16 protein-coding genes and 5 pseudogenes are annotated in these 17564 nt (G+C 64.4%); 15 read left to right on the forward strand and 6 right to left on the reverse strand.

Annotated elements, in window-relative coordinates; genetic code table 11:
• Window positions 1-90 precede the first annotated feature (90 nt).
• Window positions 91-345 (forward strand): succinate dehydrogenase assembly factor 2, encoded by a 255-nt coding sequence (locus tag BAY1663_RS06275; protein WP_037038699.1) that lies wholly within the window; start codon window positions 91-93, stop codon window positions 343-345.
• Window positions 329-784: a protein YgfX gene (locus tag BAY1663_RS06280; protein ID WP_037038701.1), complete on the forward strand. Its 456-nt coding sequence runs from the start codon at window positions 329-331 to the stop codon at window positions 782-784. The genes BAY1663_RS06275 and BAY1663_RS06280 overlap by 17 nt, the downstream gene beginning before the upstream one ends.
• Here the strand turns inward: BAY1663_RS06280 and nadB are convergent.
• Window positions 753-2369, reverse strand: a complete 1617-nt coding sequence (nadB, locus tag BAY1663_RS06285; protein WP_037038703.1) for an L-aspartate oxidase — start codon at window positions 2367-2369, stop codon at window positions 753-755. The two genes, BAY1663_RS06280 and nadB, sit on opposite strands and share 32 nt — an antisense overlap.
• Before the next feature lie 631 nt (window positions 2370-3000).
• Here nadB and rpoE point away from each other — a divergent pair.
• From rpoE to pdxJ, 12 genes and pseudogenes are all read left to right on the forward strand, one after another.
• A pseudogene (gene rpoE / locus BAY1663_RS06290) lies at window positions 3001-3581 on the forward strand (RNA polymerase sigma factor RpoE).
• Between the two features lie 30 nt (window positions 3582-3611).
• Complete coding sequence (locus tag BAY1663_RS06295) at window positions 3612-4202, forward strand: RseA family anti-sigma factor (protein WP_037038706.1); 591 nt, start codon at window positions 3612-3614, stop codon at window positions 4200-4202.
• A gap of 8 nt (window positions 4203-4210) precedes the next feature.
• The gene (locus BAY1663_RS06300) at window positions 4211-5155 is read left to right on the forward strand and encodes a MucB/RseB C-terminal domain-containing protein (protein WP_037038709.1); all 945 of its coding nucleotides are present in this window, start codon (window positions 4211-4213) and stop codon (window positions 5153-5155) included.
• A pseudogene (locus tag BAY1663_RS06305) lies at window positions 5152-5603 on the forward strand (SoxR reducing system RseC family protein). Before BAY1663_RS06300 ends, BAY1663_RS06305 begins: the two are co-directional and overlap by 4 nt.
• A 34-nt stretch (window positions 5604-5637) precedes the next feature.
• Window positions 5638-7055: pseudogene (locus tag BAY1663_RS06310) on the forward strand (DegQ family serine endoprotease).
• 186 nt (window positions 7056-7241) lie between these two features.
• Window positions 7242-9040: pseudogene (gene lepA, locus BAY1663_RS06315) on the forward strand (translation elongation factor 4).
• Between the two features lies 1 nt (window position 9041).
• The gene (lepB, locus tag BAY1663_RS06320; RefSeq protein WP_037038712.1) at window positions 9042-9896 is read left to right on the forward strand and encodes a signal peptidase I; all 855 of its coding nucleotides are present in this window, start codon (window positions 9042-9044) and stop codon (window positions 9894-9896) included.
• 92 nt (window positions 9897-9988) lie between these two features.
• Window positions 9989-10366 (forward strand): DUF4845 domain-containing protein, encoded by a 378-nt coding sequence (locus BAY1663_RS06325; protein WP_037038714.1) that lies wholly within the window; start codon window positions 9989-9991, stop codon window positions 10364-10366.
• Entirely contained in the window at window positions 10363-11052 is a 690-nt protein-coding gene (gene rnc / locus BAY1663_RS06330; RefSeq protein ID WP_037038716.1) for a ribonuclease III, read from the forward strand. The genes BAY1663_RS06325 and rnc overlap by 4 nt, the downstream gene beginning before the upstream one ends.
• Window positions 11045-11955, forward strand: a pseudogene (gene era, locus BAY1663_RS06335) (GTPase Era). Before rnc ends, era begins: the two are co-directional and overlap by 8 nt.
• A gap of 47 nt (window positions 11956-12002) precedes the next feature.
• Window positions 12003-12692, forward strand: a complete 690-nt coding sequence (gene recO, locus BAY1663_RS06340) for a DNA repair protein RecO (protein WP_037038718.1) — start codon at window positions 12003-12005, stop codon at window positions 12690-12692.
• Window positions 12685-13431, forward strand: coding sequence for a pyridoxine 5'-phosphate synthase (gene pdxJ / locus BAY1663_RS06345; RefSeq protein WP_037038720.1), 747 nt, complete (start codon window positions 12685-12687; stop codon window positions 13429-13431). Before recO ends, pdxJ begins: the two co-directional genes overlap by 8 nt.
• 103 nt (window positions 13432-13534) lie before the next feature.
• Here the strand turns inward: pdxJ and BAY1663_RS06350 are convergent, their stop codons facing one another.
• Together BAY1663_RS06350 and BAY1663_RS06355 are read right to left on the reverse strand one after the other, a co-directional pair.
• Window positions 13535-13741, reverse strand: coding sequence for a DUF2905 domain-containing protein (locus BAY1663_RS06350; RefSeq protein WP_037038722.1), 207 nt, complete (start codon window positions 13739-13741; stop codon window positions 13535-13537).
• 19 nt (window positions 13742-13760) lie between these two features.
• Window positions 13761-14684, reverse strand: coding sequence for a LysR family transcriptional regulator (locus BAY1663_RS06355; protein ID WP_037038724.1), 924 nt, complete (start codon window positions 14682-14684; stop codon window positions 13761-13763).
• A gap of 189 nt (window positions 14685-14873) precedes the next feature.
• On the opposite strand from BAY1663_RS06355, the gene BAY1663_RS06360 reads away from it, so the two are divergent.
• Complete coding sequence (locus BAY1663_RS06360) at window positions 14874-15116, forward strand: hypothetical protein (RefSeq protein WP_177325796.1); 243 nt, start codon at window positions 14874-14876, stop codon at window positions 15114-15116.
• 12 nt (window positions 15117-15128) lie between these two features.
• Here the strand turns inward: BAY1663_RS06360 and cmoB are convergent, their stop codons facing one another.
• The 3 genes from cmoB to BAY1663_RS06375 form a co-directional block, all read right to left on the reverse strand.
• Window positions 15129-16091, reverse strand: coding sequence for a tRNA 5-methoxyuridine(34)/uridine 5-oxyacetic acid(34) synthase CmoB (gene cmoB, locus BAY1663_RS06365; protein WP_037038726.1), 963 nt, complete (start codon window positions 16089-16091; stop codon window positions 15129-15131).
• On the reverse strand, window positions 16088-16831 hold the full coding sequence (gene cmoA / locus BAY1663_RS06370; protein WP_037038737.1) for a carboxy-S-adenosyl-L-methionine synthase CmoA: 744 nt from the start codon (window positions 16829-16831) through the stop codon (window positions 16088-16090). The genes cmoB and cmoA overlap by 4 nt, the downstream gene beginning before the upstream one ends.
• Before the next feature lie 65 nt (window positions 16832-16896).
• Window positions 16897-17298: a protease inhibitor I42 family protein gene (locus BAY1663_RS06375; protein ID WP_037038729.1), complete on the reverse strand. Its 402-nt coding sequence runs from the start codon at window positions 17296-17298 to the stop codon at window positions 16897-16899.
• Window positions 17299-17564 lie beyond the last annotated feature (266 nt).

A 17564-nucleotide genomic window follows, 5' to 3' on the forward strand; every position in this document is an offset into this window, starting at 1 on the left:
GGCGGCTGGTTCGCTGTTCGGCGAAAAAAACCGACTAGTGGGCGCAGCGACAGCCGTTATAATGCCGGCCTTCCCCAAAGGAGCCGATGTATGGCCGAGCAATCCGAACTCAATCGCCTGTTCTGGCAGAGCCGCCGCGGCATGCTCGAACTGGATGTGCTGCTGGTGCCCTTCGTCAAGGAGGTCTATCCCAGTCTGGACGAAGAGGATCAGCGCCGCTACCGCAAATTGTTGAGTTGCGAGGATCAGGATATGTTCGGCTGGTTCATGCAGCGTGGCGAGCCCGAGGATGAGGACCTGCGCCGCATGGTTCGCATGATCCTCGATCGTGTCCAGCCCAAGTAGGCAACCCTTCGAGTGCCACTGGCGACCGTCCGGTCTGCTGCTGGCGCTCTACTTCGCCGTCCAGGGCCTGGCCCTGATGGTCGTTCTGCTGTCACCTGCGCCGTTCTGGCTGCGGTTGGTCTGCCTGTCGTTATGTCTCGCCCATGCGCTGCGCGTGTTGGCGAGCGGTGCTCTGTTGTTCGGTCCGGGGGCCTGGCGTGGGCTGCGACACGACGAGCGCGGCTGGCAGCTGTGGAGCGCAAAACGGGGCTGGCAAGCGGTCCAGTTGCTGCCCGATAGCCTGGCCTTGCCTGGCGTGGTGATCCTGCGTTTCCGTCCCGTGGGGCAGCGTTTGGCGCGCAGTGTCTGCATTGCGCGCGATGCGCTGCCGTACGATCAGCACCGCCGGCTGAGGGTGCGTTTGAAGTTCAGCCGCAATAGGTGGGCGGCACCAGAATAGTGTCGACGGCCTCCGGCAGCAGCTCCGGGTAGTCGAGGGTGTAGTGCAGGCCGCGGCTCTCCTTGCGTTGCATGGCCGAGCGGATCATCAGGTCGGCCACCAGGGCAAGGTTGCGCAGCTCCAGCAAGTCGCGGCTGACCCTGTAGTTGCTATAGAACTCGTCGATCTCGCTGAGCAGCAGGCGTACGCGGTGTTGGGCGCGCATCAGGCGCTTGCTGGTACGGACGATGCCGACGTAGTCCCACATGAAGCGCCGCAGCTCATCCCAGTTGTGCGCGATGATCACGTCCTCGTCGGAATCGGTGACCTGGCTGGCATCCCAGGCGGGCAGTGCCGCCGTCGCGGCGACCCGGGGCAGTTCGCGCAACATGTCCTGGGCGGCGGCGCGGCCGTAGACGAAGCATTCCAGCAGCGAGTTGCTGGCCATGCGGTTGGCGCCGTGCAGGCCGGTGAAGCTGGTTTCGCCGATCGCGTAGAGGCCGGGGATGTCGGTCCGCCCGGCCTGGTCGACGAGCACGCCGCCGCAGGTATAGTGCGCCGCCGGCACCACCGGGATCGGCTGGCGGGTGATGTCTATGCCGTATTCCAGGCAACGCTCGTACACCGTGGGGAAATGGCTCTTGATGAAGTCGGCGGGTTTGTGGCTGATGTCCAGGTAGACGCAATCGATGCCCAGGCGCTTCATCTCGTGGTCGATGGCGCGGGCCACGATGTCGCGTGGCGCCAGCTCTTCGCGGGGATCGAAGCGCGGCATGAAGCGTTCGCCATTGGGCAGCTTGAGCAGCGCGCCTTCGCCGCGCAAGGCCTCGGTGACGAGGAAGCTCTTGGCTTGCGGGTGGTACAGGCAGGTCGGATGGAACTGGTTGAATTCGAGGTTGCCTACCCGGCAGCCGGCGCGCCAGGCCATCGCGATACCGTCGCCGCAGGCGCTGTCGGGATTGCTGGTGTACAGGTAGACCTTGGCCGCGCCGCCGGTTGCTAGGACCACGAAGCGGGCCTGGAAGGTTTCCACTTCGCCCGTGCCGCGATTGAGCACGTAGGCGCCAAGGCAGCGTCTGCCGGGCAGGCCAAGCTTGTGTTCGGTGATCAGGTCGACCGCGACGCGCTGCTGCAGCAGTTCGATGTTGCTCTTGTTGCGTGCCTGGGCGAGCAGGGTATTGAAAATGGCTGCACCGGTGGCGTCGGCGGCGTGAATGATGCGCCGATGGCTATGACCGCCTTCGCGGGTGAGGTGGAATTCGAACCCGCCATCCTCGCGATCGGGGGTGTCGTCACGGGTGAACGGGACGCCTTGTTCGATCAGCCACTGGATCGCTTCGTTGCTGTGTTCGACGGTGAAGCGTACCGCGTCCTCGCGGCACAGCCCGCCGCCGGCCACCAGGGTGTCGGCGACGTGGGATTCCACGGTATCGGTATTGTCCAGTACCGCCGCGACGCCGCCCTGGGCCCAGTAGGTCGAGCCGTTGGCCAGGTCGCCCTTGCTGAGTACGGCGATGCGCAGGTCCGCAGGCAGGTTGAGGGCGAGGGTCAGCCCGGCGGCACCGCTGCCGATGACCAAAACGTCGTATCGTTGAACTTGGCTCATGTCGAATTCCGCAGAGAAACCGTGCCCGAGAAATCGGACCTAGGGTCTGTTGACATTTCATTCGCGGCCGCGCCGGCGCCTGTTTTTGTGCGAGGCAAGGCGCGAGAAGCGAAGTTTGGCATTCCAAATAAGCGACGAGTAACGCAGCATCGCGCAAAAAACAGGCCCGGCCCGAAGGGTTGCGCGGCAAATGGCGCCATGCGGCGTTGCGGGACTTGGCAAGGGAACCACCATTACCTGCGTCCCGCGCCTTGCCTGGCGCCATTTGACGCGGCAACGCGGCTCGCGATGAAGCGCCAACAGACCCTAGTATATAGGTGGGACATCGCCTCAAAATAGACAAACGGAAGCCTGTGGCCGGGTAAGGGGAACTTTTCTTGCTAGTGGCCACTCAATAGACAGTTATGAAGGCAAGCCAGCTGGCCATTCTGGATGGGCGGTGCGGGTTTGCTATGGATACCAGGACGGCGTCGCTAGCGGGTCTGGCGCGGCGCTGTGTTGCAATCGCCGTCAGGTATTGCAGGAAAGCTTGCTAGGAGGGGGGAGAACTTTTGCGTAAAGCCCGGGTCTATTCTGGCAGGTCGGTTCGCTGGTGTGAGCGACGCCCCTTCGGTTTCAAGGAGGAGCGTGCATGTTGACTCAGGAGCAGGACCAGCAGCTGGTTGAGCGAGTGCAGCGCGGGGACAAGCGGGCGTTTGATCTGCTGGTAATGAAATACCAGCACAAGATCCTTGGGCTGATCGTGCGATTCGTGCACGACTCCCATGAGGCTCAGGATGTCGCCCAGGAAGCGTTCATCAAAGCCTATCGCGCGCTAGCCAACTTTCGTGGCGACAGTGCGTTCTATACCTGGCTGTACCGTATCGCCATCAACACGGCGAAGAATCATCTGGTGGCGCGTGGCAGGCGTCCGCCGGATAGTGATGTGAGTTCCGAAGATGCCGAGTTCTATGAAGCGATCACGCCCTCAAGGATATCGAGTCGCCGGAGCGAGCGCTGCTCAGGGATGAGATAGAAGATACCGTTCATCGAACCATTCAGCTTTTGCCCGAAGATTTGCGTACCGCTCTAACACTGCGTGAATTCGACGGTCTTAGTTATGAAGACATTGCCAGTGTCATGCAGTGTCCGGTGGGCACGGTGCGCTCTCGGATCTTCCGGGCGCGTGAAGCCATAGATAAAGCGTTGCAACCCCTGTTGCATGAATCCTGAGACAGCGGCGACAGCAAGAGAGGAACCGCCATGAGTCGTGAAGCCCTGCATGAATCGCTGTCCGCGGTGATGGATAACGAAGCGGACGAGTTGGAATTACGTCGTGTGCTCGCAGGCGACAATCCTGAGCTGCGTACCACCTGGTCGCGCTATCAGCTCGCCCGTGCCGCCATGCATAAGGAGTTGATCGAGCCGCGCCTGGACATTGCTGCCGCAGTATCGGCCGCGCTGGCCGACGAGGCTGCGCCCGCACAACCGCAGCGTTCGGGCTGGAAAGGGCTGGGCCGCTTGGCGGTGGCCGCATCGGTGACCGTCGCTGTACTGGCGGGTGTGCGTCTGTACAATCAGAGCGATGTCGCCGGGCCGCAGTTGGCTCAGCAGGCTGCCCAGCCGAGTATCTCGGTGCCGCAGGCCAACCAGGGGCCGACCGTGTTGGCCGGTTATAGCGAAGGGCAGGCGGAGGTGCCGGCGCAAACTGCAGCCGATAACGCGCCGATCGAGCGTTGGCATGAGGAACGCCTGCCGGCCTACGTCCGTCAGCATGCGCAGCAGGCTGCCTTTGGCACTGGATCGGATAGCGCGCTGCCTTACGCTCGCGCCGCCAGCATGGAAGAACGTTAGGGAGAAACATGCGCGTCTTACCGCTGTATGTGGTGCTGGGGGGCTGGCTATCGATGCCGGCCCTTGCTGCTGATGCCGGGGCCTGGATGGATCGCCTCGCGGCAGCGGAGCAGAAACAGAGTTACGCAGGGACGTTCGTCTACGAACGCAATGGCAGCTTTTCCAGTCATGCCGTCTGGCAGCGGGTGGACGGTGGGCGTGTTGAAGAACGCCTGCTGCAGCTCGATGGTCCTCCTGCCGAGGTGGTGCGCGTCGATGGGCAGATGCAGTGTGCCACCGACGAGCTCGCGGCGCAGTTCCGCGAAGCCCAGGCATGGCGGGGGCAGCGTCTCGATCCGAAAGCATTGTCCGAATGGTATGAATTCCGGATGATCGGCGATTCTCGTGTCGCTGGCCGTTCCGCGGTGGCACTGGCCGTGACCCCACGGGATCAGCACCGTTATGGCTTCGAGTTGCACCTGGACCGGGATACCGCCTTGCCACTCAAATCGTTGATGCTCAACGAGAAGGGGCAGTTGCTCGAGCGCTTCCAGTTCACCCGCTTCACGGCCGACCCGATCGATGCGCAGCTGCTGAAACCCAGCGGAGCCTGCAAGGATATCGCGGCGGTCGCTCGCGAAGCGGCGCCCGAGTCGGCATGGCGTTCGGACTGGCTGCCGCCTGGCTTCGTATTGCTGGATGCCAATGTGCGCCCCAGCCCTGCTTCCTCGGAAACGGTTTCCTGGCTGTCCTATGGGGATGGCCTGGCCAAGTTCTCGGTGTTCCTCGAGCCGCTGCGCGGCGCACTGGTCGAGGATGCGCGCAGCCAGATGGGACCTACCGTGGCCGTATCCAAGCGCATCAGCACCGCTGACGGGGATGTCATGGTCACGGTGGTGGGCGAGATTCCCCTTGGGACCGCCGAACGGGTGGCCCTGTCCATGAGGGCCGGCGCGGAACAGGCGCAAAGATGATCGAAGAGCCGGGGCGGGTCGTTGCGCTGGACGCGGGCGCGGTATGGGTCGAAACCCGGCGCAAGAGCACCTGTTCCGGTTGCTCCGCGAAGAGCGGCTGTGGCCAGGGGCTGATGGATACCTTGGGCGTCCGTGAGCGACGCGGCCTGATTCGAGCGGTTTGCGATCTCAACCTGCAGGTCGGCGATTCCGTCATCGTCGGAATTCGCGAGGACGTATTGCTGCGCAGTGCCGTCCTTGTCTATCTTCTCCCCTGCTCATGCTGATGGCGGCTGCATTGCTTGCCGCTCAGTTCTCGGCGCGCGAGCCGGTCGTCATTCTGGCGGGGCTTGCGGGATTCTTCGTTTCCTGGTTGATCGTGCGCATGCGGAGCCGGCGTACGGCGGATGATCCGAATCTGCAGCCGGTCGTTTTGCGCGCCATGCTCGCGGGGCCTGTCGGCCCCTGAGTTTCTTGTTTCATCAGTGGGGAGACTTGTGTTCATGTTCAATCGAAATGGCTGCTTTGCCTTTGTGGCGGGCTTGGCATTGCTCGGGCAAGCCCTGGTCGCGCAGGCAGCTTTGCCTGATTTCACGCCGCTGGTTGAAAGCGCCTCGCCGGCAGTGGTCAATATCAGTACCAAGCAGAAGGTGCCGGCGCGCGGTGCCTCCGCGCAGATTCCCGAGCTCGAGGGGTTGCCGCCAATCTTTCGCGACTTTTTCGAGCACAGCATTCCGCAGATTCCCGGTGCCCCGGGGCGTGGGCAACAGCGCGAGGCGCAATCTCTCGGCTCCGGCTTCATCATCTCCGATGACGGCTACGTGCTGACCAACAATCATGTGGTTGCCGGTGCCGACGAAATCCTCGTGCGCCTTCCCGACCGCAGCGAGCTGAGCGCGGAGCTGGTGGGGGCCGACCCGCGCACCGATATCGCCGTGCTGAAGGTCGAAGGGAAGGGGCTGCCAACCGTGAAGGTGGGCAAGTCCGATGATCTGAAGGTGGGGGAATGGGTGCTGGCGATCGGTTCACCATTCGGCTTCGACCATACCGTCACGGCGGGCATCGTCAGCGCCACCGGCCGCAGCCTGCCCAACGAAAGCTACGTGCCTTCATCCAGACGGACGTGGCGATCAATCCGGGCAACTCGGGCGGCCCCCTGTTCAATCTCCAGGGCGAAGTCGTGGGTATCAATTCGCAGATCTTCACCCGCTCCGGCGGCTTCATGGGGCTGTCCTTCGCGATTCCGATCGATGTGGCGATGGATGTCGCCAACCAGCTGCGTACCGACGGCAAGGTCAATCGGGGCTGGCTCGGCGTGGTGATCCAGGAAGTGAACAAGGATCTGGCCGAGTCGTTCGGCCTCGAGCGTCCTGCCGGAGCGCTGGTGGCCCAGGTGATGGATGGTGGTCCGGCAGCCAAGAGCGGGTTGCGTGTCGGCGATGTGATCCTCAGCCTCAATGGCAAGCCGATCATCATGTCCGCCGACCTGCCGCATCTGGTGGGCGCGCTGAAGCCGGGCAGCAAGGCCAGGATGGAAGTGGTGCGCGACGGTGATCGCAAGACGCTCGATGTCAATATCGGTGCCATGCCGGAAGAAGGCGACGCCGTGGCGGCGTCCGGTTCCGGTGGCCAGGAACGCAGCGACAACCGCCTGGGCGTCAAGGTCACCGAGTTGACCGAGGAACAGAAGAAGAGCCTCGACCTGCCGGGTGGCGTGGTCATCACCGAAATCCTCAACGGTCCTGCCGCGATGATCGGCCTGCGCCCGGGGGATGTAATCACCCATCTGAACAACCAGGCGATCAACTCGGCCGCTACGTTCGCCCGCGTGGCGGAGCAACTGCCGAAGAATCGCTCGGTGTCGATGCGTGTATTGCGCCAGGGGCGCGCCAGCTTCATCACCTTTAAGCTGGCCGAGTGATCCGGAAGGCATAGGAAGAAGGGCGGTTCATACCGCCCTTCTTGTTTTCGGGATATCCGTTCTTGTGCCGGCGTCGCGCTCGCATTGCGCGGACGGCTTGCGCGTGGCGCTTCAAGGGCTGATCAGTTACACTCCCCGGCTATTTTCGGCGGGCAATCGACCCGCGACTTTTCCGAGTGTTGAGCTGTGAGTGACCTGAGTCATATCCGCAATTTTTCCATCATCGCCCATATCGATCACGGCAAGTCGACCCTGGCGGACCGCTTCATCCAGATGTGCGGCGGCCTGTCCGAGCGCGAAATGGAGGCGCAGGTGCTGGACTCGATGGATCTGGAACGCGAACGCGGCATTACCATCAAGGCCCACAGCGTTACCCTGCACTACAAGGCGCAGGATGGGAAAACCTACCAGCTGAATTTCATCGACACGCCCGGCCACGTCGACTTCACCTATGAAGTCAGCCGCTCGCTGGCCGCTTGCGAAGGCGCCTTGCTGGTGGTCGATGCCGGCCAGGGGGTCGAGGCGCAGTCGGTCGCCAATTGCTATACCGCCATCGAGCAGGGCCTCGAGGTCATGCCGGTGCTGAACAAGATGGACCTGCCGCAGGCGGAGCCGGAGCGGGTCAAGGACGAGATCGAGCACATCATCGGCATCGATGCCACCGACGCGGTCGCCTGCAGCGCCAAGAGCGGCATGGGCGTGGTCGATGTGCTGGAGCGCCTGGTCGAGGTCATTCCGCCGCCGCAGGGCGAGATCGATGCGCCGCTGCAAGCGCTGATCATCGACTCCTGGTTCGATAACTACCTGGGTGTGGTGTCCCTGGTGCGTGTGCGCCACGGCCGTATCAAGAAGGGCGACAAGGTGCTGGTGAAGTCCACCGGCAAGGTCCATCAGGTGGACAGCGTCGGTGTCTTCACGCCCAAGCACACCGCGACCGCCGACCTCAAGGCGGGTGAGGTGGGCTTCATCATCGCCGGTATCAAGGACATCCATGGCGCGCCAGTGGGCGACACCCTGACGCTGTCCAGCACGCCCGACGTAGAGATGCTGCCGGGCTTCCAGCGCATCAAGCCGCAGGTGTACGCCGGGTTGTTCCCGGTCAGCTCCGACGACTTCGAGGACTTCCGCGAAGCCCTGCAGAAGCTCACGCTCAACGATGCGGCGCTGCAGTACGAGCCGGAAAGCTCCGAGGCCCTGGGCTTCGGCTTCCGCATCGGCTTCCTCGGCATGCTGCACATGGAGATCATCCAGGAGCGCCTGGAGCGCGAATACAACCTGGACCTGATCACCACGGCGCCCACCGTGGTCTACGAACTGCTGCTGAAGAACGGCGAAACCCTCTACGTCGACAACCCGTCGCGGCTGCCCGATCTGTCCTCCATCGACGACATGCGCGAGCCCATCGTGCAGGCCAACATCCTGGTGCCGCAGGATCACCTGGGCAACGTCATCACCCTGTGCATCGAGAAGCGCGGCGTGCAGCGCGACATGCAGTTCCTCGGCTCCCAGGTACAGGTGCGCTACGACCTGCCGATGAGCGAGGTGGTACTGGACTTCTTCGACCGGCTGAAATCGGTGAGCCGCGGCTACGCCTCGCTGGACTACAGCTTCGAGCGCTTCCAGTCGGCCAATCTGGTCAAGCTGGACGTGCTGATCAACGGCGAGAAGGTCGATGCCCTGGCATTGATCGTGCATCGCGACAATGCCCACTATAAGGGGCGCCAGTTGACCGAGAAGATGAAAGAGCTGATTCCCCGGCAGATGTTCGACGTGGCGATCCAGGCGGCCATCGGCGGCAGATCGTTGCCCGCACCACCGTCAAGGCGCTGCGCAAGAACGTTCTGGCGAAATGTTACGGCGGCGACGTCAGCCGCAAACGCAAGCTGCTGGAGAAGCAGAAGGCCGGCAAGAAGCGCATGAAGCAGGTCGGCAGCGTGGAAATCCCGCAAGAGGCGTTCCTCGCGGTGTTGAAGGTAGATAGCTGATATGTCGATCAATTTCCCGTTGTTGCTGGTCATTGCCGTTGCCGTCTGCGGCCTGTTGGCGCTGAGCGACCTGTTGTTCTTCGCCCCTCGTCGTCGTGCGGCCATTGCCAACTACGAAGGGCGCGCCGGGGAAATCGACCCCTCGACGCTGGAAGCGCTGAGCAAGGAGCCGCTGCTGATCGAGTACGGCAAGTCGTTCTTCCCGGTGCTGGCGATCGTGCTGGTGCTGCGCTCGTTCCTGGTCGAGCCGTTCCAGATTCCCTCCGGTTCGATGCTTCCCACCCTCGAGGTGGGCGATTTCATCCTGGTGAACAAGTTCGCCTACGGCATCCGCCTGCCGGTGGTGGACAGCAAGGTGATCGAGGTCAGCGATCCGAAGCGTGGCGATGTCATGGTGTTCCGCTATCCCAACGAGCCGAGCATCAACTACATCAAGCGGGTCGTCGGCCTGCCGGGCGACACCGTTCGCTACAGCAGCGACCGCCGCCTGTACGTCAACGACCGGTTGGTGGCCGAAACCCTGATCGGCGAGGAGCCGGGCAGCCTGGGCAGCGCCGTGCTCTATCAGGAGAAGCTGGGCGAGGTGGAGCACCAGATCCGCAAGGAGATGGGGCGCTATCGGATCGAGCCGAGCCGGCAGTGGACCGTGCCGGCCGGTCACTACTTCATGATGGGTGACAACCGCGACAACTCCAACGACAGCCGTTACTGGCAGAGCGAGACGATTCCGGCCGAACTCGCCGGGATGGTGCCGGACCGCAATATCGTCGGCAAGGCCTTCGCCGTGTGGATGAGCTGGCCCGATCCGAAGCTGGGCAACCTGCCGAATTTCTCCCGGGTGGGGCTGATTCACTGAAAGCTGTGAATTGCCGCCCCTGTTCGTTCGAGCGGGCTCGCTATATTGGGCCTGCCCCGATCGGTGGGTATCGTAACGACATAGAGGTCGACATGAGCTTTGCGCGTTCGCAAAAAGGGCTGTCCATGCTGAGCTGGGTCATGGTGCTGGCCATCGTGGCATTTTTCGCCAGCACCGGATTCAAGATGTTCCCGCATTACTTCGATTACATGTCCATGGACAAGATCATCAAGTCCGTGGAAACCGACGAAGCGCTGGAGATCCGCAGTGTCGGAGAGTTCTATAGTCATGTCAGCAAGGGGATGCAGGTCAACGGCATCCAGGACATCGATCTGAAGAAAGCGCTGAAGGTCGAAATCCAGAACAATGAATTCAGGGCACACCTGAAATACGAAAAACGCGAGCCGCTGATCCGCAATCTCGATCTGGTGGCGAACTTCGACAAAGAATATCGCCTAAGGATGCCGTGAGCACTTCGTTAGCCCGACTCGAGCGCAGGCTCGGTTATCAATTCAAGGACACGGAGCTGATGCTCCTGGCCCTGACCCATCGCAGCTATGCCGGACGCAACAACGAGCGTCTGGAGTTCCTCGGCGACGCGATTCTCAACTTCATCGCCGGCGAGGCGCTGTTCAACCACTTTCCCCAGGCCCGCGAGGGCCAGCTGTCGCGTCTGCGCGCGCGCCTGGTGAAGGGCGAGACGCTGGCGGTGCTGGCGCGTGGGTTCGAGCTCGGCGAACACCTGCGGCTGGGCTCCGGGGAGCTCAAGAGTGGTGGCTTTCGGCGCGAATCCATCCTCGCCGACACCCTCGAGGCGCTGATCGGTGCGATCTATCTCGATGCCGGCATGGAAACCGCCCGCGACCGCGTGCTCGCCTGGCTGGACAACGAACTGCAGGGGTTGACCCTGGTCGACACCAACAAGGATCCCAAGACCCGCCTGCAGGAGTTCCTGCAATCGCGCGCCTGCGAGCTGCCGCGCTACGGGGTGGTGGATATCCAGGGCGAGCCGCATTGCCGAACCTTCTTCGTCGAATGCGAGGTGGCGCTGCTCAACGAGAAAACCCACGGGCAGGGCGCCAGTCGCCGCATTGCCGAACAGGTCGCCGCGGCGGCCGCATTGATCGCCCTCGGCGTGGAGAACGGACATGACTGACGAGCACGCACAGCAGCAAGACGTCAGCCGCTGCGGCTACGTCGCCATCGTCGGTCGGCCGAATGTCGGCAAGTCGACCCTGCTCAACCACCTCCTCGGGCAGAAGCTGGCGATCACCTCGCGCAAGCCGCAGACCACCCGCCACAACATGCTCGGCATCAAGACCGAAGGCAACGTGCAGGCGGTCTACGTCGACACCCCGGGGCTGCACAAGAACGGCGAGACGGCGCTCAACCGCTACATGAACCGCACCGCCGCCTCGGCGCTGAAGGACGTCGACGTGGTGATCTTCGTCGTCGACCGCACTCGCTGGACCGACGAGGACCAGGCCGTGCTCGAGCGCGTGCAGTACGTTACCGGGCCGCTGATCGTCGCGGTGAACAAGACCGACCGCATCGAGGACAAGGCCGAGCTGCTGCCGCACCTGCGCTGGCTCGCCGAGCAACTGCCGAACGCCGAGATCGTGCCGATTTCCGCGCAGCACGGGCAGAACCTCGAGGCGCTGGAAAAGCTGGTGGCCGAGCGCCTGCCGGAAGGCGAGCACTTCTTTCCGGAAGACCAGATCACCGACCGCAGCAGCCGTTTCCTTGCCGCCGAGCTGGTGCGCGAGAAATCATGCGCCAGCTCGGCGCCGAGGTGCCGTACCAGATCACCGTGGAGATCGAGGACTTCAAGCAGGAAGGCCACGTGCTGCACATCCATGCGCTGATCCTGGTCGAGCGCGACGGGCAGAAGAAGATCATCATCGGCGACAAGGGCGAGCGCATCAAACGCATCGGCCAGGAGGCACGCAAGGACATGGAAGTGCTGTTCGACTCCAAGGTCATGCTCAACCTCTGGGTCAAGGTCAAGGGTGGCTGGTCCGACGACGAGCGCGCACTGCACTCGCTGGGCTACCAGTAAAACCCGATCCGCAATCATCCGTGCGCATTGCGCACCCATGGCCCGCCATGCACCAGCCTGCCTTCGTTCTGCACAGCCGGCCCTACAAGGAAAGCAGCGCGCTGGTCGACCTGTTCACCCCACAGGGGCGGCTGCGCGCGGTCATGCGTGCGGCACGCGGCAGGGCCGGCAGCCTGATCCGCCCCTTCATATCGCTGGAAGTGGAGTTGCGCGGCAAGTCCGAACTGAAGACCATCGCCCGCCTCGAAAACACCGGGCCCGCGCACTGGCTCGACGGCCAGGCGCTGTTCAGTGGCATGTACCTCAACGAATTGCTGATTCGCCTGCTGCCCGCCGAGGACGCGCATCCCGCCTTGTTCGAGCATTATGTCGCGACCTTGCCGGCATTGGCTGCGCACCGTCCGCTGGAGCCGCTGCTGCGTGCTTTCGAATGGCGACTGCTGAGCGAACTGGGCTATGGTTTTGCCCTCGATACCGATATCGCCGGTCAGCCGGTCGACCCCGTGCGGCTGTACCGGCTGTTGCCGGATGCCGGGCTCGAGCCGGTCGAGATGTTCCAGCCCGGCCTGTTCAATGGCGCGGAACTCCTGGCGATGGCCGATGCCGACTGGCAGGTGGCGGGTGCCTTGGCCGCGGCCAAGCGGCTGATGCGCCAGGCCCTGGCACCCCACCTGGGCGGCCGACCGCTGGTCAGCCGCGAACTGTTCATGACCATGAAGGAGGTCCCGCGTGACTGAAGCCAATCGAATCCTGCTCGGTGTCAACGTCGACCACGTCGCCACCCTGCGCCAGGCCCGTGGCACGCGCTACCCGGACCCGGTCAAGGCCGCGCTGGATGCCGAGGAGGCCGGTGCCGACGGCATCACCGTGCACCTGCGCGAAGACCGCCGGCACATCCAGGAACGCGACGTGCTGATGATGAAGGACGCCCTGCAGACGCGCATGAACTTCGAGATGGGCGTCACCGAGGCGATGCTCGCCTTCGCCGAGCAGCTGCGGCCCGAGCATGTCTGTCTGGTACCGGAAACCCGCCAGGAACTGACCACCGAAGGCGGCCTCGACGTGGCCGGCCAGGAGGCGCGCATCCGCGCCGCGGTGGAGCGGCTGGCCGCCTGCGGCGCCGAGGTCTCGCTGTTCATCGACGCCGATCCGCGGCAGATCGAGGCGGCGGCCCGCATCGGCGCGCCGGCCATCGAACTGCATACCGGGCGCTACGCCGATGCCCATGGTGTCGCCGAGCGGGCCTGCGAGCTGGCGCGCATCCGCGACGGCGTCGAGGCCGGCCTCAGCCACGGGCTGATCGTCAATGCCGGGCATGGTCTGCATTACCACAACGCCGAGGCCATCGCCGCGATCCGTGGGGTCAACGAGCTGAACATCGGCCACGCCATCGTTGCCCATGCGCTGTTCGTCGGCTTCAAGCAGGCGGTCAAGGAAATGAAGCAGCTGATCCTCGCCGCCGCGGCACGGGGCTGAGGGCGTCCGTAGGGTGGAAAACCGCAACGCGTTTTCCACCTTGGGCCGTTGCCTGGTGGAAAAGAGCTTCGCTCGTTTTCCACCCTACGACTGCCGAAGCTTTTCAGCGGCGAAAGAGATTGACCAGCACGGTCAGCACGAGGCTGAGGATCACCATCGAGGTGATCGGAATGAACACCCGGCTGCGTCCCGACTCGATGCGGATGTCGCCGGGTAGGCGACCGAACCAGTTCAGCAGCCAGGGGAAGTAGTGCCAGGCGATGCCGAGCAGAAGCAGGGCCGCTCCGGCGACGATCATCCAGCGAGCCATGCGCTTCTCCTTCCGACCGTTACAGGTTGCCGCCGGGCCGGCCACTGCGGTATTCGGCGAAGGCTGCGATCACATGCTCGGCGAGCACCTCGACCGGCTCGCTGCGGCGGCTGCCGCGCAACAGCTTGATCCGGTATTCGCCCAGCTCCGGCAAGCCGAACTGGCCGTCCAGGCGCTGCAAGGGGGGCCGGAGCAGGCTCTGCGGGTAGGGGGCGATCGCCAGGTCGGCGATCATCGCGGCTTCCTGCCCGGCGGCCTGTTCGCTGGAATAGGCGATGCGATAGTCACGCCCGATACGATCGAGAGCATCCAGGGCCTGCCGCCGCCAGGCGCAATCGGGGCTGGCCAACGCCAGTGGCAGGGGCGAGCGCAGCGCGGCGACGCCACCGGCACGGCCGGCCCAGACCAGCGGCTCGCTATGGATGGGCTCGCCCCGCGAGTCGTCCTGGCCCAGGTTGCCGACGCTGACCAGCGCGAGGTCCAGCTCGCCGGCATCGATACGCTCGATCATCTCGACGCTGCGCCCGACCGAGACGTCCACTTCCACCGCCGGATGGCTGCAGGCGAACAGCGCCAGCAGGCCGGGCAGGATGCGCGTGCCGATATCGCCCGGAGTGCCGAAGCGCACGCGGCCATGCAATGCCGGGTGCAGGAAGTGCGCGACCGCCTCGCCGTTTAGCCTGAGCAGGCGCCGCGCATAGCCCAGCAGGGTCTCGCCGGCCGGCGTGAGGCGTACCTGGCGTGCCTCGCGCACGAACAACGGGCGCCCGAGGGTTTCTTCCAGGCGCTTGATCTGCATGCTGACCGCCGACGTGGTGCGGTGGATCTGCCCCGCGGCGCGGGTGAAGCTGCCGCTTTCGGCGATGGCGACGAAGGTGCGCAACACATCGCTTTCCAGTAGCGGCAGCGAGGCCGTGGGCAGGTGTTCGGCGGATTGTGACATGGCTTGGCTTCAATATTCCTGAACGCAGGCTTTCATATTAGTCGTTTGTTTGAACGATCCAAGCCCGCTCATCCTGTGCGTGACGGATGGCGGCCACAGTCGGTGGTTGCCGCCATGGCGAACGAAGCGGAGGTGAGCATGCCTGTTGCACATCGTGGAAGCGGGACAGGACGAGAGGCGGAGCCACGGATGCCCGACGTCTATCTGCCCGCCATGTGGCCGCTGGAGCTGCAGCACAGCCTGCAGGACTGGTATCGCGCCTGGTGCCTGCGGCGCCTGTATCGACAGTTGTTGACGCTGGACGATCGTCAATTGGCGGCACGTGACCTGAGCCGGGCGCGGCTCAGCGCAAGAGCCGAGCGGCCGCTGCGGGTGGTGGCGGCGCAACAGCGCCAGGCGCGGCTGCAGCGTTGCGCGGATGCGCGCCGCTGAGCCCTCGGCGTGTCAGGGCTTGCGCGCCAGCAGCACGGCGCGCATCGGCACCGGCAGTCCCTCGACGGTCTTGCCGTGGTCCTGCGGATCGAGGAAATCCGGCAGCGACTGGTAGCGCATCCATTCGGTGCTGCGCTGTTCCTCGACGCGGGTGAGGCTGACGTCGACGCAGCGCACGTCGACGAAGCCGGCGCGGCGCAGCCAGCGCTCCAGCGCCGGTACCGAGGGCAGGAACCAGACGTTGCGCATCTGCGCGTAGCGATCCTCGGGTACCAGCGCGGTGTTCTCGTCGCCTTCGACCACCAGGGTTTCCAGCACCAGCTCGCCGCCGCGCAGCAGGCAGTCCTTGAGGTCGAGCAGGTGGTCGATGGGCGAGCGGCGGTGGTAGAGCACGCCCATGGAAAACACCGTGTCGAAGCCTTCGAGCTTCGGCGGCAGCTCTTCCAGGGCGAACGGCAGGTGCCAGGCCGGCAGTTCCGGCAGGTAGCGCTTCATCGCGTGGAACTGGCAGAAGAACAGCCAGTTGGGGTCGACGCCGACCACGCTGTCGGCACCGGCGCCGAGCATGCGCCACATGTAGTAGCCGTTGCCACAGCCGACATCGAGGATGCGCTTGTCGGCAAGGTCCAGGTGCGGCGCGACGCGCTGCCATTTCCAGTCCGAGCGCCATTCGCTGTCCACCTGCACGCCGAACACCTCGAACGGCCCCTTGCGCCACGGCGACAGCCCCATCAATGCCTCGCGGGTGGCCTCGCGCGTGGCTTCGTCGCACGGGGCGTCGAGACGGAAGCCTTCGCGCAGCTCGATCTGCGTCGGCATCAGCGCGGGCAGCGCGTCGACGGCGCGGCGCCAGCGCGGCAGGTCGCCGTGGCCGATTTCCAGCTTGGCATCCAGTTGTCGTTGTACGTCATTGGCCCAGGCGGCCAGGGGTGTGCCGGCCAGGCGCCAGGCGAGGGGAGTCAGGTCGAGATTCATGGCAGGGCGATCAGCGAGGCGAAATTCAGGCACTGGAACCAGGGCAGTACCTGGGAGAAGCCGGCGTCCAGCAGGCGCTGGCGGTGGGTCTCCAGGCTATCGGGCTTCATCACGTTCTCGATGGCGCTGCGCTTCTGGGCGATTTCCAGTTCGCTGTAGCCATTGGCGCGCTTGAAGGCGATGTGCAGGTCGGTGAGCAGCCGCTGTTCCCGCTCATCCTCGAAGCGCAGCTTTTCCGAAAGGATCAGCGCACCGCCGGGCACCAGCGCCTGGCGAATGCGGCCGAGCAGCGCCGGACGCTGCTCGGGGGCGATGAACTGCAGGGTGAAATTCAGCGCCACCAGCGAGGCGGGCTGGAATGCCAGTTCGAGAATGTCGCCTTCGATCACCTCGACCGGTAGCAGCTCCTGGAACATCGAGTCCTGCGCGTGCAGGTACTCACGGCAGCGTTCGACCATCGCGGCGGAGTTGTCCACGGCGATCACCTGGCAGTTGTCCTGGCTGACATGACGGCGCAGCGCCTGGGTCACCGCGCCCAGCGAGCAACCGAGGTCGTACAGGCGGGTGTTGGGCTGGGCGAACTGCGCGGCGATCACGCCGAGGTTCTCGACGATGGCCGGGTAGCCCGGCACCGAGCGCTTGATCATGTCGGGGAACACCCGCACCACGTCCTCGTTGAACACGAAGTCCTGGACGTGGACGAGGGGCTGGGCGAACAGACGGTCGGGATCGTGGCTCACGGGGCAGGCGGCATCGATGAAAAACGGGGCGGCATTGTAGCCGAAAGCGTGCCCTCCACCGAGGCTCAATGTACCTCGATCCGACAGTCGAACAGGTCGGCCGGCTCGGCATCGGGTTCCCAGGGGCGCTGGTAGGTCAGGTAGAGTCGGCCGCTGCCGGGCGCGTGGGCCTCGAAGCGCCAGGTGGACAGGCCATCGCCGCCGATCACGTCGTCCTTCGGATTGCTGAACACCTCGGGGCCGAGGCTGCGCAACTGGCCGGCGGCGGCCTCGCGCAGGGCCCAGCGATAGCCGGTGGCGGGATTGCTCGGCAGGCTGACGATCAGTTGCTGGCCGGTCTGCAGCGCCTGCGGACAGCGGCGATCGTCGCCGAGCACCACGCTCGACGGCGCCTGCTCCTTGCCGGCACAGGCGCCGAGCAGCAGGAAGGTGACGGGCAGCAGCAGGCGGGGGATGACGAAAGACATGATCGGCACCGGTCGGGATGGAGTGGGAAAGCATAGCCGCCCTTGAGGCGCAGGCCCAAGGGCGTGCAGCGATGCCGGCTATAGGCCTGCCGAAAAGCCCAAAAGCATCGCCCCGAGGGCGGGCCTCCCACAGGAGCAGTGATCTTCGTCGAACCTAGTGGGCGCGCCCTCGCGGCGATGCCGCAGGCCTGCCATAGGCTTGAAGCTTGAAAAGCATCGCCCCGAGGTCGGGCCTCCCACAAGAGCAGTGATCTTCGTCGAACCCA

This window comes from Pseudomonas sp. BAY1663 (assembly GCF_000582595.1).
In the GTDB taxonomy this organism is placed as follows: domain Bacteria; phylum Pseudomonadota; class Gammaproteobacteria; order Pseudomonadales; family Pseudomonadaceae; genus Stutzerimonas; species Stutzerimonas stutzeri_AF.